16 protein-coding genes are annotated in these 18,397 nt (G+C 65.2%); 10 read left to right on the forward strand and 6 right to left on the reverse strand.

The annotated features are described in order from the left end of the window. Nucleotides 1-41 precede the first annotated feature (41 nt). From QA642_RS01950 to QA642_RS01960, 3 genes are read left to right on the forward strand one after another with little or no spacing between them, the layout of a single operon-like run. Entirely contained in the window at nt 42-803 is a 762-nt protein-coding gene (locus QA642_RS01950; protein WP_283083143.1) for an SDR family oxidoreductase, read from the forward strand. A 58-nt stretch (nt 804-861) separates the two neighbouring features. After that, complete coding sequence (gene lpdA / locus QA642_RS01955; protein ID WP_283083144.1) at nt 862-2,262, forward strand: dihydrolipoyl dehydrogenase; 1,401 nt, start codon at nt 862-864, stop codon at nt 2,260-2,262. Between the two features lie 33 nt (nt 2,263-2,295). Beyond that, nucleotides 2,296-2,826: a hypothetical protein gene (locus QA642_RS01960; protein WP_283083145.1), complete on the forward strand. Its 531-nt coding sequence runs from the start codon at nt 2,296-2,298 to the stop codon at nt 2,824-2,826. Between the two features lie 194 nt (nt 2,827-3,020). On the opposite strand, the gene QA642_RS01965 is transcribed toward QA642_RS01960, so the two are convergent. Together QA642_RS01965 and QA642_RS01970 are read right to left on the reverse strand one after the other, a co-directional pair. Then, nucleotides 3,021-3,611 carry a DUF4337 domain-containing protein gene (locus tag QA642_RS01965; RefSeq protein WP_283083146.1) on the reverse strand — a complete coding sequence of 197 codons (591 nt, stop codon included), beginning with the start codon at nt 3,609-3,611 and terminating at the stop codon, nt 3,021-3,023. A 125-nt stretch (nt 3,612-3,736) separates the two neighbouring features. After that, a complete protein-coding gene (locus QA642_RS01970) occupies nt 3,737-4,702 on the reverse strand; it encodes a tyrosine recombinase XerC (RefSeq protein WP_283083147.1) in 966 nt (321 codons plus the stop codon). Nucleotides 4,703-4,825: 123 nt separating this feature from the next. Between QA642_RS01970 and QA642_RS01975 the strand changes: the two genes are divergently transcribed. Next, nucleotides 4,826-7,036, forward strand: a complete 2,211-nt coding sequence (locus QA642_RS01975) for a primosomal protein N' (protein WP_283083148.1) — start codon at nt 4,826-4,828, stop codon at nt 7,034-7,036. A gap of 381 nt (nt 7,037-7,417) precedes the next feature. Here the strand turns inward: QA642_RS01975 and QA642_RS01980 are convergent, their stop codons facing one another. Then, nucleotides 7,418-7,918, reverse strand: a complete 501-nt coding sequence (locus QA642_RS01980) for a septal ring lytic transglycosylase RlpA family protein (RefSeq protein ID WP_283083149.1) — start codon at nt 7,916-7,918, stop codon at nt 7,418-7,420. 660 nt (nt 7,919-8,578) lie between these two features. On the opposite strand from QA642_RS01980, the gene QA642_RS01985 reads away from it, so the two are divergent. The 6 genes from QA642_RS01985 (at nt 8,579) to QA642_RS02010 (ending at nt 15,582) form a co-directional block, all read left to right on the forward strand. Continuing rightward, nucleotides 8,579-9,139, forward strand: coding sequence for a F0F1 ATP synthase subunit delta (locus QA642_RS01985; protein WP_283083150.1), 561 nt, complete (start codon nt 8,579-8,581; stop codon nt 9,137-9,139). Continuing rightward, the gene (atpA, locus tag QA642_RS01990) at nt 9,139-10,668 is read left to right on the forward strand and encodes a F0F1 ATP synthase subunit alpha (RefSeq protein ID WP_283083151.1); all 1,530 of its coding nucleotides are present in this window, start codon (nt 9,139-9,141) and stop codon (nt 10,666-10,668) included. Before QA642_RS01985 ends, atpA begins: the two co-directional genes overlap by 1 nt. Nucleotides 10,669-10,810: 142 nt before the next feature. After that, a complete protein-coding gene (locus QA642_RS01995; RefSeq protein WP_283083152.1) occupies nt 10,811-11,683 on the forward strand; it encodes a F0F1 ATP synthase subunit gamma in 873 nt (290 codons plus the stop codon). 85 nt (nt 11,684-11,768) lie between these two features. Beyond that, nucleotides 11,769-13,202 carry a F0F1 ATP synthase subunit beta gene (gene atpD / locus QA642_RS02000; RefSeq protein WP_027561880.1) on the forward strand — a complete coding sequence of 478 codons (1,434 nt, stop codon included), beginning with the start codon at nt 11,769-11,771 and terminating at the stop codon, nt 13,200-13,202. Between the two features lie 142 nt (nt 13,203-13,344). Next, nucleotides 13,345-13,752 (forward strand): F0F1 ATP synthase subunit epsilon, encoded by a 408-nt coding sequence (locus tag QA642_RS02005; RefSeq protein ID WP_283083153.1) that lies wholly within the window; start codon nt 13,345-13,347, stop codon nt 13,750-13,752. A 150-nt stretch (nt 13,753-13,902) separates the two neighbouring features. Further along, nucleotides 13,903-15,582 (forward strand): adenylate/guanylate cyclase domain-containing protein, encoded by a 1,680-nt coding sequence (locus QA642_RS02010; RefSeq protein ID WP_283083154.1) that lies wholly within the window; start codon nt 13,903-13,905, stop codon nt 15,580-15,582. Nucleotides 15,583-15,868: 286 nt separating this feature from the next. Here QA642_RS02010 and QA642_RS02015 read toward each other — a convergent pair whose 3' ends face one another. The 3 genes from QA642_RS02015 to QA642_RS02025 all read right to left on the reverse strand — a co-directional run bounded on the left by QA642_RS02015 (nt 15,869) and on the right by QA642_RS02025 (nt 18,338). After that, nucleotides 15,869-16,369, reverse strand: coding sequence for an RNA pyrophosphohydrolase (locus QA642_RS02015; RefSeq protein ID WP_283083155.1), 501 nt, complete (start codon nt 16,367-16,369; stop codon nt 15,869-15,871). A 152-nt stretch (nt 16,370-16,521) separates the two neighbouring features. Next, complete coding sequence (locus QA642_RS02020) at nt 16,522-17,028, reverse strand: RNA pyrophosphohydrolase (protein ID WP_027561884.1); 507 nt, start codon at nt 17,026-17,028, stop codon at nt 16,522-16,524. Nucleotides 17,029-17,105: 77 nt separating this feature from the next. After that, complete coding sequence (locus QA642_RS02025; protein ID WP_283083156.1) at nt 17,106-18,338, reverse strand: divergent polysaccharide deacetylase family protein; 1,233 nt, start codon at nt 18,336-18,338, stop codon at nt 17,106-17,108. Nucleotides 18,339-18,397: the final 59 nt, after the last annotated feature.

Genomic DNA, 18,397 nt, shown 5'->3' on the forward strand with positions numbered 1-18,397 from the left:
CTGCGAGCGCCGTCGCCATTCGCGACGGCGCATGTCGAACCATGGAGGCGCGCGTGACGGATAAGGTCGTTGTCATCACCGGCGGCAGCCGCGGCATCGGGCGGGCGACCGCGCTTGCGGCGGCCGCGCGCGGCTTCCGCGTCGTGGTCGGCTATGCCAGCAACAAGCAGGCCGCCGACGAGGTGGTCGCGCAAATCGAGGCCAGCAACGGCAAGGCCATCGCCGTGAAATGCGATGTCGCCGAGGAAAGCGACATCCTCGATTTGTTCAAGGAAGCGGACAAGTTCGGCACGCTTGGCGCCCTCGTCAACAATGGCGGCATCGTCGGCAAGAGCGGCGTGCGCGTCGACGAGATGTCGGCCGAGCGCATCCAGCGCGTCATGGCGGTCAACGTCACCGGCTCCATCCTCTGCGCGCGCGAGGCGGTGAAGCGGATGTCGACCAAGCATGGCGGCAAGGGCGGCGTCATCGTCAATCTGTCGTCGGTCGCTGCCAAGCTCGGCTCGCCCAACACTTACGTCGACTATGCGGCGTCGAAGGGCGCGATCGATTCCTTCACCATCGGCCTCGGCTATGAGGTCGCGAGTGAAGGCATTCGTGTCGCCGGCATTCGCCCCGGCCTGATCGACACCGAAATCCACGCCGCCGGCGGCGAGCCCGACCGCGCCCATCGTCTGGCCCATCTGGTGCCGATGAAGCGCGTCGGCACCGCAGACGAAATCGCCAACGCCATCGTCTGGCTGCTGTCGGACGAGGCGTCCTACGTTACCGCAGCAACTCTCGATGTGTCCGGCGGACGCTGACGCGCCGCGCGGACGCTGACACATCCTCATCACGCCAAACCTTACGGGACTTTCTCTCATGCCTACCTACGATCTCGTCGTCATCGGCACCGGACCGGGCGGTTATGTCTGCGCGGTGCGCGCCAGCCAGCTCGGCATGAAAGTCGCCGTGGTCGAAAAGAACGCAACCCTCGGCGGCACCTGCCTCAACGTCGGCTGCATGCCGTCCAAGGCGCTGCTGCACGCCTCCGAAATGTTCGAGGAAGCCGGGCATTCCTTCGCCAAGATGGGCGTGTCCGTTTCCGCGCCGAAGCTCGAATTGCCCGCCATGATGAACTTCAAGCAGCAGGGCATCGACGGCAACGTCAAGGGCGTCGAGTTCCTGATGAAGAAGAACAAGGTCGACGTGCTCAAGGGCACCGGCAAGATCCTCGGCACCGGCAAGGTCGAAGTCTCCGCCGATGGCAAGTCGCAGGTCATCGAGACCAAGAACATCGTGATCGCCACCGGCTCGGACATCGCGCGCCTCAAGGGCATCGAGATCGACGAGAAGCGCATCGTCTCGTCGACCGGGGCGCTGTCGCTGGAGAAGGTGCCGGGCAGATTGCTGGTCATCGGCGCCGGCGTGATCGGGCTTGAGCTTGGCTCGGTGTGGCGCAGACTCGGATCCGAAGTCATGGTCGTCGAATTCCTCGATCGCATCCTGCCCGGCATGGACGGCGAGATCGCGAAGCAGTTCCAGCGCATCCTCGAAAAGCAGGGATTTGCGTTCAAGCTTGGTTCGAAGGTCACCGGCGTCGAAGCGAACGGCAAGGCACTGCTTGCGAAAATCGAACCGGCTGCGGGTGGCGCGGCCGAGACCATCGAGGCCGACGTCGTGCTCGTCTGCATCGGCCGCGTGCCGTACACGGATGGGCTCGGATTAAAGGAAGCCGGCGTTGCGCTCGACACTCGCGGCCGCGTGCAGATCGATCCGCATTTCGCCACCAGCCTGAAGGGCGTCTATGCCATCGGCGACGTCGTCGCAGGCCCGATGCTCGCGCACAAGGCCGAGGATGAAGGCGTTGCGGTTGCCGAGATCATCGCCGGCCAGGCCGGCCACGTGAATTACGACGTTATCCCAGGCGTCGTGTATACCACGCCGGAAGTGTCCTCCGTCGGCAAGACCGAGGAGGAGCTGAAGCAGGCGGGCGCGGCTTATACCGTCGGGAAGTTTCCCTTTACCGCCAACGGCCGCTCCAAGGTCAACCAGACCACCGACGGCTTTGTGAAGATTCTCGCAGATGCGAAGACCGATCGCGTGCTCGGCGTGCACATTATCGGCGTCGAGGCCGGCGAAATGATCCATGAGGCCTGCGTTCTCATGGAGTTCGGTGGCAGTGCGGAAGATCTCGCCCGCACCTGCCACGCGCATCCGACCCGCTCGGAGGCCGTCAAGGAAGCTGCGCTTGCAGTGGGCAAGCGGGCCATCCATATGTAGGCGAAGCCCAGCTCCGAATCGGGCGGGAAACACATGCTGCGCCGCTTACTTCAACCGCTCTGGGTCCTGCTGGCGATCATCTTCCTGATCGAAGCCTGGCTGTGGGACCATCTCGAGCCGATCGTCGCACGGGTTGTCGCAGCCATCCCGCTCGCACGGTTCAAGCAATGGCTGACGGAGCGCGTCGATGCGCTGCCGCCGGCCATGACGCTGATCGTGTTCGCGGTGCCGATCATCCCGTTATTTCCGCTCAAGCTGATCGGCCTGTATCTGCTCACGCATGAATACTGGTTGACCGGCGTCTCCACGTTCCTGTTCGCAAAGCTGCTCGGCGTCGGCGTCACCGCGTTCGTGTTCGACGTCACGCGCGACAAGCTGCTGGAGATGCACTGGTTCGAGCGGCTCTACGATCTCGTCATGAAGCTGCGCGCCAAGGCGCACCTCTTGGTCGACCCGATCAAGCGCCGCATCCGTGAGCTGATCGCCGGCAACGGCGAAGGCTGGTCCTCCCGCACGCTGCGCCTGATCCAGCGTTTCAGGAAGAGCGTGCACGAGGCGCGATGAGCGCGCTCTCGGTTGTCGCGCCAGAGCTTGCGCCAATTCTCCAGTGTCGTCCCGGCGAACGCCGGGACCCATAGCCCCAGGGAGAAGTTTGGCGAAGACTCGTCGTTCGGTACTGCTGCCTACCGCAATCGATAGATCACGCGGTATGGGTCCCGGCATTCGCCGGGACGACGGGAGTGAATCGCCTCAGCCCCTCAATGCAAATGCAGCAGGTGCGGCCACCACAGGCCGAGCGCGGTCATGATCAGGCCGGCGAGGGTCAAGATGCCGCCGACATAGGCGAGCGCGAGCATGCCGGTGATGATGGTGGCCGAGGCCAGCACGATGCCGATCTGGAAGGCGGCCGATGCCAGCTCGAAATGATGATACTTTGCGGTCGCCTCGTCGCGCTCGTGCTCGGCGTGCTTGGCCTTCTCGGCGAGCTGTTCGGTGCCTTCGCCGGTCTCCGGCTCGGAGCGGTAGCGCTGCGCGGTCTTGGTCCAGTCGTCGATCTGCTTCTGCACGAGCGCCTTCTGGGCGTCGTCGGTGGTGGCGCCGAGCGTGAGCTTGCCCTGCTCGGCCGCGGTCACGACCACGGTGCGGCGGATGCTCTTGGCTTGGAAGAACGCCCAGAGATTGGCGGCCTCGACGTTCTTGCTGATCGCTTCGGTCTGCGCACCCTTGCCGAGCGTCTCCGAGATCGCCAGAAACAGTGCCAGCACGGCGATCAGGAGGGCTATCTTCTTGTTCGAGCCGGACGCGTGTTCGGCGTGCTCGGCATGCTCCATGCTTTCATGTGCGCTCATACAAATCCCCTCCTGTCGTGGCGCCCCACGATTGACCGAACCGCGGGCGCCGCGCAAGAGGCACGCACGCTGTGACAGCTTCATGTCAGGATCGAGCGGCTATTCAGCGCTGGTTCAGCAACGGCTCAGCGCCGCGGATGCGCGCTGGCATAGACTTCGAGCAGGCGCTCGGAATCGATGCCGGTATAAATTTGCGTGGTCGAGAGCGAGGAATGGCCGAGCAATTCCTGGATCGCGCGCAGATCGCCGCCGCGCGAGAGCAGGTGCGTGGCGAAGGAATGGCGGAGCGCGTGCGGCGTCGCGCTGTCGGGCAGGCCAAGCGCGCCGCGCAGCCGCTCCATCGCGAGCTGGATGATGCGCGGGCTGAGCGGTCCGCCGCGTGCGCCGACGAAGATCGGGCCTTCCGCCGGCAACGGATAGGGGCACATCGACACATATTCCTGCACGAGCTCCAGCACGTTCTGCAGCACCGGCACCATGCGGGTCTTGTTGCCTTTGCCCGTGACGACCAGCACGTCGCCTTCGCCCGGACGCGGCACCTCGCGGCGCTTCAACCCCAACGCTTCGGAGATGCGCAGGCCCGAACCATAGAGCAGCGCCATCACCGCGGCATCGCGCGCCAGGATCCAGGTCTCGCGTTCCTCGCCGGCGCGCTCGTCGGCATCGGCAAGACGTTTTGCCGACGCCATCGGCAATGGCTTCGGCAGGCTCTTGGCCACCTTCGGCGCGCGGATCGCGGAGAGGGCGCCGACCTTGCCTTTGCCCTCGCGCTCGAGGAAGCGGCCGAACGAGCGCAGGCCCGCCAGCGCGCGCATCAAGCTGCGGCCGGCAATGTCGTCGGCGCGGCGCATCGCCATGAAGGCGCGGATGTCGGTGGCTTCAAGCGATGCGAAACGCGCCAGTGTCACGCGCTCGCCCCAATGATTGCAAAGGAAATCCAGGCACTGCCGCAGATCGCGGCCATAGGCCTCCAGCGTCTTCGGCGACAGCCGCCGCTCGGCGCCGAGATGCGCCAGCCAGCGCGTGATCTCCTGCGCGATCGAGGGATCGGCGCTGGCGAGCTCGATCTGGGGGGCGGCCGCTTTGCTCATGCGCTCTGGACGTAATGATTCCGGACAGTATATCGCATCACATCCGTTTACTGTTCGCTAAGGCCGCCTCGCGGCGCTAGCCTGAAGGCCGCAAGGTTCCGATTCTCCCTCCAAAGACCGTTGATGGATCACACGTCGCGCAGCAACGCCGCCCCCACCAATGCGACCCGCATGGTCGACGTGCTGGTGCCGGTCGCGCTCGACCAGACCTATTCCTACAAGGTGCCGCGCGGGATGGAGCTGAAGGCCGGCGATCTCGTTGGCGTGCCGCTCGGCCCGCGCGAGGTGCTGGCCGTGGTCTGGGGCGAGAACGCCAACCCCGATCCGCGCCTGCACAACCGCCTCAAGGAGGTCAGCGAGAAGCTCGACATCCCGCCCTTGAAGCCCGAGCTGCGCCAGGTGGTCGATTGGGTCGCCAATTACACGCTGAGCCCGCGCGGCATGGTGCTGCGCATGTGCCTGCGCATGGGCGAGAATCTCGGCCCCGAGCGCGTCCGCCCGGGCGTGCGCCTCGTCGGTGATCCCCCCAGGCGGCTGACGCCGGCACGCCAGCGTGTGATCGAGGTGCTGTCGGACCGGCTGCTGCACGGCAAATCCGAGGCCGCCAAGGAAGCCGGCGTCTCCGCCGGCGTGATCGACGGGCTCGTCGACGAAGGCACACTCACGGTCGAGCCGATGCCGCCGCCTCCGCCGCCGCCGGCACCCGATCCCGATTTCGGCCGTCCGGATTTCTCGCCGCTGCAGCGTGCCGGCGTCGATGCGATGCGCGCGCTCGCGGCCAACGGCACGTTCCACGTCGCGCTACTCGACGGCGTCACCGGCTCGGGCAAGACCGAGGTCTATTTCGAAGCGGTCGCGGAAACGATCCGCCGCGGAAAACAGTCGCTGATCCTGATGCCGGAGATCGCGCTCACCGGCCAGTTCCTCGACCGCTTTGCGCAGCGATTCGGTGTGCGCCCGATCGAGTGGCATTCCGAGCTGACGCCGCGCACCCGCGCGCGCAATTGGGCGGCGATCTCCGAAGGCACAGCGCCCGTCGTGGTCGGCGCGCGCTCGGCGCTGTTTCTGCCTTACGCCAATCTCGGCCTCATCGTCGTCGATGAAGAGCACGACCAGGCCTACAAGCAGGACGAGGGCGTGCATTATCACGCCCGCGACATGGCGGTGGTGCGTGGGCACATCGCAAAGATCCCGGTCGTGCTGGCCTCGGCGACGCCTTCGGTCGAATCCGAGGTCAATGCGCGCAAGAACCGCTATCAGCGCGTCGCGCTGCCCTCGCGCTTCGGCGGCCAACACATGCCGCATATCGAGGCCATCGACCTGCGCCGCGAGCCGCCCGCGCGCGGCCGCTTCATCTCGCCGCGGCTTGCGGGCGAGATCAGGACCGCGATCGAGCGGCGCGAGCAGGCGCTCTTGTTCCTCAATCGCCGCGGCTATGCGCCGCTGACGCTGTGCCGTGCTTGCGGCCACCGCTTCGCCTGCACCATCTGCGATGCCTGGCTGGTCGATCACAGATTCCGCCAGCGCCTCGTCTGCCACCATTGCGGCTTCTCCATGCCGCGCCCGCATCTCTGTCCGAACTGCTCGGCGGAGGAATCGCTGGTCGCGGTCGGCCCCGGCGTCGAGCGCCTGCAGGAAGAGGCGGCCGCGCTGTTTCCGGACGCGCGCACCATGGTGCTGTCGAGCGATCTCATCACCTCGATCGAGACGATGCGCTCCGAGCTCGCCGAGATCGCGGAGGGCCGCGTCGACATCATCATCGGCACGCAACTCGTCGCCAAGGGCCACAATTTCCCGCGGCTCAATCTCGTCGGCGTGGTCGATGCGGATCTCGGCCTTTCCAACGGCGATCCGCGCGCGGCGGAACGCACCTGGCAATTGCTCAACCAGGTGATCGGCCGCGCCGGCCGCGAGCAGGGCCGCGGCGTCGGCTATCTCCAGACCCATCAGCCCGATCATCCCGTGATGAAGGCGCTGATCGCCTGCGACCGCGAGGCCTTTTACGACAGCGAGATCGACCTGCGCGAGAGGACGCTCTATCCGCCGTTCGGCCGGCTCGCGAGCCTGATCATCTCCGCCGGCGACCGCCCGAGCGCTGACGGTTTCGGCCGCAAACTGGTGGCGCTCGCCCCGCGCGACGAGCGCGTCGTGGTGCTCGGCCCGGCGGAAGCCCCGCTCGCCGTGATCAAGGGCCGTTACCGCTTCCGCATCCTGGTGAAGTCCGCGCGCGGCTTTGACCTCTCGGATTATCTGCGCAACTGGCTCGCGGTCTGCCCGAAGCCGACAGGCAATCTGAAGCTCGAGGTCGACGTCGATCCGCAGAGCTTTTTGTAGCGCTGGCGCCACAAGACACCCTGTGCTCCCTCCCCCCTTGCGGGGGAGGGCGGGGGAGAGGGGTGGCCCCGGAAACGGTGTCAGTGAGTGTGGCAAATCTTTTTAAGGCGATGGAGAGCGTCCCCGTGTGAACCCCTCTCCCTAACCCTCCCCCGCAAGGGGGGAGGGAACGCAGTGTGCCCTCCATCCACGTCATTACGAGGAGCCCTTGCGACGAAGCAATCCTGCGGAGCCTGTCATCGGGCCGCGCTACGCGCGGACCCGGTGGCCCGGAATGACAGGGAATAAAAAAGCCCGCGGTCCCCCAAGACCGCGGGCTTGTTTTACGCGCGCATCAAACTGATGAAATCTGCGCGGGCAATGTGAGGCGCCTTGAACGCCTTACGAGATGACTTCCGCGGTGACGCGGCCGACGCCGGCACCGGTGAGGCCGATGGCGCGGGCTGCGCCCGTGGAGAGGTCGAGCACGCGGCCGCGGATGAACGGGCCACGGTCATTGATGGTGACAACCACGCTCTGGCCACGGTGGGTGACGCGCAGCTTGGTGCCGAACGGCAGCGAGCGGTGTGCAGCAGTCAGGGCGTTCTGGTTGAAGCGCTGGCCCGAGGCGGTGCGGCTGCCGGATTCGTTGCCGTAATAGGAGGCCATGCCGGAGAAGCTGTGCCCCGTGCCCGATGACGGGGTCATCGACGCATTGGCGTTGCGCCAATCCGAGCCGGCGTTGGTGTCGGCCTGGGCATCGTGGCGGTGATGATGATGACGGTGATGCCGGGATTTGGCGGAAGCTTCGGTGGCAGTTCCACCGACGATGAGAGTTGCGGCAACAAAGGCAATCGCCGTGCGCGGCCGGGTCACGGTGCCCAGCGTCTTCAAAGACAGCATTTATCAGTCCCTAAGCTAGTATTGCCACATATGTGGCAAGTGGAGCCCCCATCAGTTTGTGAGCGGGACGGCGTTTCGATTCCTAATGAGGCATGAATTGGGCAGTAAATCCATTATGTGTCGTCATGACATATCTTGTGACTGGCATCGATATTGCAGCCGGTATTCCGTAGTCTCGCGCTTTAATAATTCATTAACCTCTAGATTACTTGCGAATACTGTAAAGCGAAGTCGTTGTTCCCGATCTTTAGAATTCGATAAGTATTCGGCGGCTCACGCCGGCGCGCGAAATGTCACGCCTCAGCGATCCGTGTTCATGGCCGCTATGCGCTGAGGGCGGGAACGAAACGGCGAGATGCCGCCGTAAGGGTCGCGGCAATTCCGTGGCACGGCAGGTTGTCTGGCAGGCTGCCCGACAGCTCGTCATTCCGCGCGAATGACTGCGACGAACTGGCGAACGAACCGCGTGCCTTTAATTTGGCGTCATGTTGCACGTGCGCGCCTGCTATGTTAGCAAAGCCGCGATTTTAACGGACCCGGCACCTCCCGTGTCGGCCGAAAATCGAAGTCCCGCTTGAATTCCAAGGGCTTGGATCGCTAGGCGCCGCTTCGTGGCGACGGTTTTTCCCTTGCGAGTTTGACAGCAAAAAGAGCGCGTCTGTGGCTGCAGAAGATACGTCCGTTTCAGGTGTGTCGGGCCGTTATGCAACGGCCTTGTTTGAACTGGCCCGCGACCAGAAAGTGGTCGATGAGGTCAAAGCCGATCTCGACAAATTCGATGCCTTGCTGAACGAGAGCGCCGATCTCAAGCGCCTCGTCCGCAGCCCGGTGTTTGCGGCCGACGCCCAGTCCAAGGCGCTTGGGGCCGTACTGGACAAGGCCGGCATCGCCGGCATCTCCGCCAATTTCCTCAAAGTGCTGACCGCCAACCGCCGCCTGTTCGCGGTGGCTGACGTCATCCGCGCCTATCGCGCCCTCGTCGCCAAGTTCAAGGGCGAGACGACGGCCGACGTGACCGTGGCGGAAGCGCTCTCTGACAAGAATCTCGACGCCCTCAAGGTTGCCCTGAAGTCGGTGACCGGCAAGGACGTCGCGCTGAACGTGAAAGTCGATCCCGCGATCATCGGTGGCCTCGTCGTCAAGCTGGGCAGCCGCATGGTCGATGGATCGCTTCGCACCAAACTCAATTCGATCAAGCACGCGATGAAAGAGGCAGGCTGATGGACATCCGCGCCGCGGAAATTTCCGCGATCCTCAAGGACCAGATCAAGAATTTCGGCCAGGAAGCTGAAGTCTCCGAAGTCGGACAGGTGCTGTCCGTCGGCGACGGTATCGCCCGCGTCTATGGTCTGGACAACGTCCAGGCCGGTGAAATGGTCGAGTTCGAAAACGGCACCCGCGGCATGGCGCTGAACCTCGAAACCGACAACGTCGGCGTCGTTATTTTCGGTGCCGACCGTGAAATCAAGGAAGGCCAGACCGTCAAGCGCACCCGCGCCATCGTGGACGCGCCGGTCGGCAAGGGCTTGCTCGGCCGCGTCGTCGACGCGCTCGGCAACCCGATCGACGGCAAGGGTCCGATCCAGGCCGACAAGCGCATGCGTGTCGACGTCAAGGCGCCCGGCATCATTCCGCGCAAGTCGGTGAGCGAGCCGATGGCGACCGGCCTCAAGGCGATCGACGCCCTGATCCCGATCGGCCGCGGCCAGCGCGAGCTGATCATCGGCGACCGTCAGACCGGCAAGACCGCGATCGCGCTCGACACCATCCTCAACCAGAAGCCGCTCAACGCGCAGCCGGACGAGAACATCAAGCTGTACTGCGTCTATGTCGCGGTCGGCCAGAAGCGTTCGACCGTCGCCCAGTTCGTGAAGGTGCTGGAAGAGCAGGGCGCGCTCGAATACTCGATCGTCGTCGCCGCCACCGCCTCGGATCCGGCGCCGATGCAGTACATCGCCCCCTTTACTGCCTGCACCATGGGCGAATTCTTCCGCGATAACGGCATGCACGCCGTCATCATCTATGACGATCTGTCCAAGCAGGCCGTCGCTTACCGCCAGATGTCGCTGCTGCTGCGCCGTCCGCCGGGCCGCGAAGCCTATCCGGGCGACGTGTTCTATCTGCACTCCCGCCTGCTCGAGCGCGCGGCGAAGCTCAGCAAGGATCATGGCTCGGGCTCGCTGACGGCGCTGCCGGTCATCGAAACCCAGGCCAACGACGTGTCGGCCTACATCCCGACCAACGTCATCTCGATCACCGACGGCCAGATCTTCCTGGAAACCGACCTGTTCTTCCAGGGTATCCGTCCCGCGGTGAACGTCGGTCTGTCGGTGTCGCGCGTGGGTTCGTCGGCGCAGACCAAGGCTACCAAGAAGGTCGCCGGCAAGATCAAGGGCGAGCTCGCGCAGTACCGCGAAATGGCGGCGTTCGCGCAGTTCGGCTCCGACCTCGACGCCTCGACCCAGCGCCTGCTGAACCGCGGCTCGCGCCTGACCGAGCTCCTGAAGCAGCCGCAGTTCTCGCCGCTGAAGATGGAAGAGCAGGTGTGCGTGATCTGGGCGGGCACCAACGGCTATCTCGACCCGCTTCCGGTCAACAAGGTGCGCGCGTTCGAGGACGGCCTGCTGTCGCTGCTGCGCGGCAAGAATGCCGACATCCTCAATTCGATCCGCGACAGCCGCGACCTCTCGGATGACACCGCCGCCAAGCTGAAGTCGGTGGTCGAAGGTTTCGCGAAGAGCTTCGCTTAAGAGGCCCGTCATGGCCGGGCTTGTCCCGGCCATCCACGCATCACCGCGTGGAGGGGAAAGACGTGGATGCCCGGGACAAGCCCGGGCATGACGAAAGGATAGGGTCGCGGTCGAGCCACAGGCTGATCGCTGGGGACGAAGAATGGCGTCACTTAAAGACATGCGCGTCCGCATCGCCTCCACCAAGGCGACGCAAAAGATCACCAAGGCCATGCAGATGGTCGCGGCCTCCAAGCTGCGCCGCGCGCAGACCGCGGCGGAAGCCGCGCGTCCCTATGCCGACAAGATGAGCGCGGTGATCTCCAACATCGCCGGCGCCGCTGCGGGTTCGCCCGGCGCGCCGCCGCTGCTGGCCGGCACCGGCCGCGATCAGGTCCACCTGCTACTGGTCTGCACCGGCGAGCGCGGCCTGTCCGGCGCCTTCAACTCCTCGATCGTGCGTCTTGCCCGCGAGCGCGCCTTGGCGCTGATCGCGCAGGGCAAGGAAGTGAAATTCTTCTGCGTCGGCCGCAAGGGCTACGAGCAGCTGCGCCGCCAGTTCGACAAGCAGATCGTCGAGCATCTCGACCTGCGCAGCGTCCGCCAGCTCGGTTTCGTCAACGCCGAGGACATCGCCAAGAAGGTTCTGGCGCGCTTCGAGGCCGGCGAGTTCGACGTCTGCACGCTGTTCTATTCGCGCTTCAAGTCCGTCATCGCGCAGGTCCCGACCGCCCAGCAGATCATTCCGCTGGTGGTCGAGGAGGGCGCTGCCGCCAGCACGACGTCTTACGAATACGAGCCGGAAGAGGACGAGATCCTCACCCGCCTGCTGCCGCGCAACCTCGCGGTCCAGATCTTCCGCGCGCTGCTCGAGAACAACGCCTCGTTCTACGGCGCGCAGATGAGCGCGATGGACAACGCGACGCGCAACGCCGGTGAGATGATCCGCAAGCAGACGCTGGTCTACAACCGCACGCGTCAGGCGCAGATCACCAAGGAACTGATCGAAATCATCTCGGGCGCCGAAGCCGTCTAGCAAGGACGCATCGGGACCCATCAACGCAACAAACATCCCGGTCAGCTGACCGTGGTTTAGAAGTTCGGATCGAAGGAGACATTCAATGGCAGCCCAGGTCGGTCGCGTCACCCAGGTCATCGGCGCCGTCGTCGACGTGCAGTTCGAAGGCCACCTCCCGGCCATTCTCAATTCGCTCGAGACCAAGAACGGCGGCAACCGCCTGGTGCTCGAAGTCGCCCAGCATCTCGGTGAGTCCACCGTCCGCACCATCGCGATGGACACCACCGAGGGTCTGGTCCGCGGCCAGGAAGTCACCGACACCGGCGCTCCGATCCGCGTCCCCGTCGGCGAGGGCACGCTCGGCCGCATCATCAACGTCATCGGCGAGCCGATCGACGAAGCAGGTCCCGTCAAGACGGAAGGCCTGCGCGCGATCCACCAGGAAGCGCCGACCTACACCGACCAGTCCACCGAAGCTGAAATTCTCGTCACCGGCATCAAGGTCGTCGACCTCCTCGCGCCCTACGCCAAGGGCGGCAAGATCGGCCTGTTCGGCGGCGCCGGCGTCGGCAAGACCGTGCTGATCCAGGAGCTGATCAACAACGTCGCGAAGGCGCACGGCGGTTACTCCGTGTTCGCCGGCGTCGGCGAGCGGACCCGCGAGGGCAACGACCTCTATCACGAGTTCATCGAGTCCAAGGTCAACGCCGACCCGAAGAATCCGGATCCGAGCGTGAAGTCGAAGTGCGCGCTGGTGTTCGGCCAGATGAACGAGCCGCCGGGCGCCCGTGCCCGCGTCGCGCTCACCGGTCTGACCATCGCGGAAGACTTCCGCGACCAGGGCCAGGACGTGCTGTTCTTCGTCGACAACATCTTCCGCTTCACCCAGGCCGGCTCGGAAGTGTCGGCGCTGCTCGGTCGTATTCCTTCGGCGGTGGGTTATCAGCCGACGCTCGCCACCGACATGGGCGCGCTGCAGGAGCGCATCACCACCACGCAGAAGGGCTCGATCACCTCGGTGCAGGCCATCTACGTTCCGGCCGACGACTTGACCGACCCGGCGCCCGCGACCTCGTTCGCGCACTTGGACGCGACCACCACGCTGTCGCGCTCGATCGCTGAAAAGGGCATCTATCCGGCGGTGGACCCGCTCGACTCGACCTCGCGCATGCTCTCCCCGCTGGTCGTCGGCGAGGAGCACTACGCGGTCGCCCGTCAGGTCCAGCAGGTGCTGCAGCGCTACAAGGCGCTCCAGGACATCATCGCCATTCTCGGCATGGACGAGCTCTCGGAAGAGGACAAGCTGACCGTGGCCCGCGCCCGCAAGGTCGAGCGCTTCATGTCGCAGCCGTTCCACGTCGCCGAAATCTTCACCGGCTCGCCGGGCAAGTTCGTCGACCTCGCCGACACCATCAAGGGCTTCAAGGGCCTGGTGGAAGGCAAGTACGACCACCTGCCGGAAGCTGCCTTCTACATGGTCGGCACCATCGAAGAGGCGGTCGAGAAGGGCAAGAAGCTGGCGGCGGAAGCTGCCTAAGCTCTCTCATCTCGTCATCGCCGGGCTAAAGCGCGAAGCGCGTCTTCAAACTGAAGCCCCGGCGATCCATCGAAAGAGAATTTCGATGGATGGACCCGCGGGTCAAGCCCGCGGGTGACAAGCGGAAAACAACGGATAGCCCATGGCCACCTTCCACTTCGATCTCGTCTCTCCGGAAAGGCTCGCATTCTCGGGCGAGGTCGACCAGGTCGACGTCCCCGGCTGGGAAGGCGATTTCGGCGTGCTCGCCGGGCATGCTCCCCTCGTGGCTGCGGTGCGGCCGGGTATTCTGACCATCATCGCCGGCGGTCGGAAGCAGAAGGTCATCGTGACCGGTGGCCTCGCGGAAGTGTCCGACGATCGCCTGACCGTGCTGGCCGACGTCGCCACGTCGATCGAGGAGCTTGATCGGGCGCAGTTCGCTGACAAGATCGCCGAAATGCAGGAAAAGCTGTCCGAGCAGGAAGGCTCCGAGCTCGATCTCGCGATCGCGCGACTCGACCACTACAAGAGCATCCAGCACGAGCTCAACACCACGGCTATGCACTAAGCCCCGGGGCACCGCTCCGGGGCTCAAGGCTAAAATTCCTGAACAGGTTCAGCGCTCGTCACCGACCGTGGCGGGCGCTGAAACTTTGTTGCACCGCGCCGAAGATAGCGGCATTCTGCGCCCGCGAATTTGTTCCGGGGCTGGGTGCAGATGAAACGCAAGATCGCGGCGATTTTCGCAGCCGATATTGCCGGGTATTCGAGGCTGGTCGCGGAGGACGAAGAGGAGACGCTGCGGCGTCTCGCCTCCTACCGCGAGGTCGTCGACGATTTCATCGCCAAGGCGGGCGGTCGCATCTTCAACACGGCGGGCGATGCCGTGCTCGCGGAATTCCCGAGCGCGGTCGATGCGGTACGATGCGCGATCGACATCCAGGAATCCCTGCGGACCCGCAACATGGCGTACCCGCCGAGCCGGCAGATGTCGTTCCGCATCGGCATCACCATCGGTGACGTGGTCGAGCGCGACGGCGATCTGCTGGGCGACGGCGTCAATATCGCGGCTCGGCTCGAGGGCCTCGCCGAGGTCGGCGGCATCTGCGTCTCCCGCGCGGTGCACGAGCAGGTTGCCAACAAGCTCTCGGTGCAGTTCGCCGATATCGGTGCGCAAGAGGTCAAGAACATCCCGACGCCCCTACACGCCTACATGGTGGCGATGCGGCGAGAGGACGGTACCTACGCCAAGCCGCAGGTGAAGAAGGCGGGTGCGAAGCTCGCTGCCGCGCCGGTGTGGATGTGGCCGCTCGTGGTTGCCGTCGTCTCGATCGTTGCCATCGTCGTCTCGGGCTTCCTCTACAACACCAAGCTCAAGCAGACGGCGGCCGCCGCATCGACGCCGGCGGTCACACCCGGTGCCGTGCCGAGCGCAACGCCGGCTGCGGTGGCCGCGTCGCCGAGCCCAACGCCGACCCAAATTGCAAAGGCGCCGATGGCCCCGATGGCTCCGCCGAATGCCGGCGCTGCGATGGTTCCGATGCCGGCGCCGTCACCATCCGCCGCGCCGATGACGGGCAAGCTTGCCGCCGACAGCGTGCCCTTCATCAACGAGCGCATCCGCAATTACCTGGCCGGCGACTATTCCGCGGCCGGTGACTACAAGGCCTTCGCGCTCAATATCGGCGGCTTCACCGGCTCGGTGTTGAACCAGCCGAGCGAAGAGGCTGCGCGCAACGGCGCGATCGAGCAGTGCCAGAAGCGCGCCGATGCCGCGCAATCGCCGCGGCGCTGCGAGCTCTATGCGGTCGGCAACGACGTCGTCTACGCGCACGGCAAGCCGCCGATGCCGCCGGCTCCCTATTTCCGGCATGACGCCATGACCGAGCGGACGTTCGCGTCGAAGGATTTTCCGATCGTGCGAGAACAGCAAAAGGTGCGGCTCGAGAATATGTTCGCGCCGGCGGCGAAATCGCGGACGGTCGCGCTCGGCCCAGGCGGGCAATATTTCATGGTGCTCGGCGCATCATCCCCTGAGGACGCGGCGCGGCGTTCGCTGGAATCGTGCGGCGCCATTGCCGGCGTCGCCTGCATGATCGTCGCAGTCGACGACAATTTCGTCGTGCCGATCCCGACCCTGTTCAGGATCACGGGCTTCTTCCATGCTGCCAGCAGTCCCTCGATCGTCGCCGACACCCGCGACGACGTCGTGCGCAAGCTCGGCGATGCCATGGGCTGGAATGCGGTTGCCGTCGGCACCGCAGGCCGTCCCGGCCTTGGCCTGAAGGCCGCCGACGAGCAGACCGCCGTCAATGCCGCACTCGCCGAGTGCGCCAAGCGCGACAGCGATTGCCACGTCATCGCCATCGGCCCGTTCACGGTGGGGCCGACGAACTAGCACTTGCTTTGATAGCGCCCCACTAGCGCACCAACAAAGGTGCGTTCCCTCCCCCCTTGCGGGGGAGGGCTAGGGAGAGGGGTAGCCCAGCAAAGGGTGCCGGTTGTTGATACGCTGAAGCCGGTGAGCGACGGATAGAATCCCCGTGTGACACCCCTCTCCCCAACCCTCCCCCGCAAGGGGGGAGGGAGCGAGAGAGCGGTGCCTTCCTTACGCGCACCCCTGACAAAAATTCTCAAATGATTTCAATCCCCATTCTACTGTGCATGGGGTTGTTTTCGCCGCTTCAGTTTCCGAATGCTGCAAACTTGCGCGCCACGGCGCGGTAGACCTCACGCCGGAACGGCACCACGAGGTCGGCAACGCGGTCGAGGCGCTCCCAGCGCCAGGCGTCGAACTCTGCGGGCTGGTTGTTGCGCGGTGTCAGCGGATCGATCTCGTCATCGCTGCCCGTGAAGCGCAGCGCGAACCATTTCTGGCGCTGGCCGCGGAATTTCGCCAGCCGATGCGTCTGCGGTCCGTCATAGGGCGGGAATTCGTAGGTCAGCCAGTCGGTCTCGCCGAGATAGTCGGCGCTGACGACGTTGGTCTCCTCCCAGAGCTCGCGCATCGCCGCGTCGCGCAGATTCTCGCCCTCGTCGACGCCGCCCTGCGGCATCTGCCAGTCGAGGCCCGGCAGGATGATCTCGGGCCCGTCGCCCTTGAAGCGGTGGCCGATCAGCACGCGGCCGTCGGCATTGAACAGCGCGATGCCGACGTTGGGGCGGTAGGGTTTTTGGTTGGTCATCTCAGTCATTCCGGGGCGCGCGGAGCGCGAGCCCGGAATCCATAACCACAGGCTGGTGTTGCTTGAAAGGCCGTGGTTGCCATCTCCTGTCCAACGTCTCCCTGGGGGTATGGATCCCCGCGTTCGCGGGGATGACAGCGAGGGCGTGGCAGCTAGTCATCGGCCAGCGCGGAAAATTCCTGCACCACGCGCTCGTAGACCGGGCGCTTGAACGGGATGATCAACCCGGGGAGGTTCTTCATCGGCTCCCAGCGCCAGCTGACGAATTCGGCCTTGTGGCCGCCGCCGCCGGGCTTCTCGACATTGATCTCGCTGTCCTTGCCGGTGAAGCGCACCGCGTACCATTTCTGGCGCTGGCCGCGATAGCGGCCCTTCCAGGCGCGGCCCGCCACCGTGCGGGGAATGTCGTAGGTGAGCCAGTCCGGAACCTCGCCGAGCCGCTCGACCGAGCGCACGCTGGTTTCCTCATAGAGCTCGCGCCGCGCCGCTTCCCAGGTGTCCTCGCCGGGATCGACGCCGCCTTGCGGCATCTGCCAGACATGGCTGTCGTCGACATGCTCTACGCCGCCGGCGCGGCGGCCGATGAACACCAGTCCTTTTGGGTTGATCAGCATCACACCGACGCAGGTCCGGTAGGGCAGATCCTCGTAACGCGCCATTCCGCCAGACCTCTCCGCGTGCTGTCGGGTGGGCTCGAACAGGCCCCGCCGACCCCGTGCCGCACCAATCCGTTGATTTAGCTGGATTTTGATTTCAGCATCACGGTTGTCAATGGCACCAAAAGGATACCTCGGTCGCTCAATGTCCTGGTCCAGGCACCGATGCGCTCGATCGAGACCGGCAGGGCCGAGGCGGTGCCGATTGCGGCGCCGCGCTCGCGCGCTGCCGCTTCGAGCTTGTTCAGGGCGCGGTCGATCTCGGTCGGGGTCGGCACCGCGTCGATCGCGATGTCGCCCTTTCCGAACGGCATCGCCTGGCTCCCGGCGACCTGGGGCGCGATGCTGCGCGGCGAGGAGCCGTCGTCGAAGAAGCCGAGGCCGCGCTTGGCCGCCTCGCGGATGACCGGCTGCATTGCCGCGTCCGTCGCGATGAAGCGGGCGCCCATGAAATTGGTGATGCCGGCATAGCCTTGCATCCGGCTCAGGTGCCAGTACAGCCGGTCCATGTTCTGGTCGGTGGTGAGCGAGGTCAGCAGCGTCTGCGGCCCCGGATCGTTGTCCGGGAAGTCGTAGGGCTCCATCGGGATCTGGAGGAAGATCTCGTGGCGCTGGGCGCGGGCGCGTTCGGCGAGCTTCCCCGGATCGGCACCATACGGCGTGAAGGCCAGCGTCACCGCGGCCGGCAGCTTCATGATGGCATCGGTAGTTTTCGCCGCGCCGACGCCAAGGCCCCCGATCACGATCGCGACCACCGGCATCTTGGCGGCCTTGGCGCGATCGGCGTCGGCCGCGTACACGTTGAACGGCTTCAGGTCCCCGGCGACCACGGGGATCATCCCGTAGCGCGACTTCTCCAGCAGTTTCGGATCAATCCCGGCCATGACGGGCGGCGGGGCGGATGCGGCCGCCGCATCGCCCTTGTCAGCGGTATCGCCGGCGCCGATCACGACGTCATGGCGCGTTCCGGTGGAGCCGTCGATCATGGTGACGGTCTTCTGCTCGCTTGGCTGCTTCGCCGCTTCCCTGGTCTCTTGCTTGCTCGCATGACCCTGCGCTTGGCCCTGCTCCTGATGGCCGGAGGCGACCGGCTTCTCGTCGGTCGCTTTGGGCTCCCGGATCGCCATACGCGCCATCGGCTCGCCGCCGAGCGGATCCTTGTTGAAGATGGCGAAACCGACGAAGGTGACGAGGAACAGGCCGAGCATGACGGCGAGGAGCTGCATGGCCGTGAATGGCAGCCGCAGCCGGCGTTTGCGGCGCGGCTTATCCTGTCCGAGCGGGGCGCTCAGATCATCGGCCGTTTCAGTCATGCGAGATCCCGAATCACTCCACCGACGATACCACGCCGGGGTCAAGTGGCGGCAGGCCG

Origin of the sequence: Bradyrhizobium sp. CB2312 (assembly GCF_029714425.1) — a bacterium.
Classification (GTDB): Bacteria; Pseudomonadota; Alphaproteobacteria; order Rhizobiales; family Xanthobacteraceae; genus Bradyrhizobium.

What these genes read in the sequence shown, in the direction of transcription:
- QA642_RS01950 (WP_283083143.1), top strand. Translation starts at nt 42, where the DNA reads ATGGAGGCGCGCGTGACGGATAAGGTCGTTGTCATCACCGGCGGCAGC.
- QA642_RS02010 (WP_283083154.1), top strand. Translation starts at nt 13,903, where the DNA reads ATGAAACGCAAGATCGCGGCGATTTTCGCAGCCGATATTGCCGGGTAT.
- atpA (WP_283083151.1), top strand. Translation starts at nt 9,139, where the DNA reads ATGGACATCCGCGCCGCGGAAATTTCCGCGATCCTCAAGGACCAGATC.
- QA642_RS01960 (WP_283083145.1), top strand. Translation starts at nt 2,296, where the DNA reads ATGCTGCGCCGCTTACTTCAACCGCTCTGGGTCCTGCTGGCGATCATC.
- QA642_RS02020 (WP_027561884.1), bottom strand. Translation starts at nt 17,028, where the DNA reads ATGGCGCGTTACGAGGATCTGCCCTACCGGACCTGCGTCGGTGTGATG.
- atpD (WP_027561880.1), top strand. Translation starts at nt 11,769, where the DNA reads ATGGCAGCCCAGGTCGGTCGCGTCACCCAGGTCATCGGCGCCGTCGTC.
- QA642_RS01965 (WP_283083146.1), bottom strand. Translation starts at nt 3,611, where the DNA reads ATGAGCGCACATGAAAGCATGGAGCATGCCGAGCACGCCGAACACGCG.
- QA642_RS01995 (WP_283083152.1), top strand. Translation starts at nt 10,811, where the DNA reads ATGGCGTCACTTAAAGACATGCGCGTCCGCATCGCCTCCACCAAGGCG.
- lpdA (WP_283083144.1), top strand. Translation starts at nt 862, where the DNA reads ATGCCTACCTACGATCTCGTCGTCATCGGCACCGGACCGGGCGGTTAT.
- QA642_RS02015 (WP_283083155.1), bottom strand. Translation starts at nt 16,369, where the DNA reads ATGACCAACCAAAAACCCTACCGCCCCAACGTCGGCATCGCGCTGTTC.
- QA642_RS01980 (WP_283083149.1), bottom strand. Translation starts at nt 7,918, where the DNA reads ATGCTGTCTTTGAAGACGCTGGGCACCGTGACCCGGCCGCGCACGGCG.
- QA642_RS02025 (WP_283083156.1), bottom strand. Translation starts at nt 18,338, where the DNA reads ATGACTGAAACGGCCGATGATCTGAGCGCCCCGCTCGGACAGGATAAG.
- QA642_RS02005 (WP_283083153.1), top strand. Translation starts at nt 13,345, where the DNA reads ATGGCCACCTTCCACTTCGATCTCGTCTCTCCGGAAAGGCTCGCATTC.
- QA642_RS01970 (WP_283083147.1), bottom strand. Translation starts at nt 4,702, where the DNA reads ATGAGCAAAGCGGCCGCCCCCCAGATCGAGCTCGCCAGCGCCGATCCC.
- QA642_RS01975 (WP_283083148.1), top strand. Translation starts at nt 4,826, where the DNA reads ATGGATCACACGTCGCGCAGCAACGCCGCCCCCACCAATGCGACCCGC.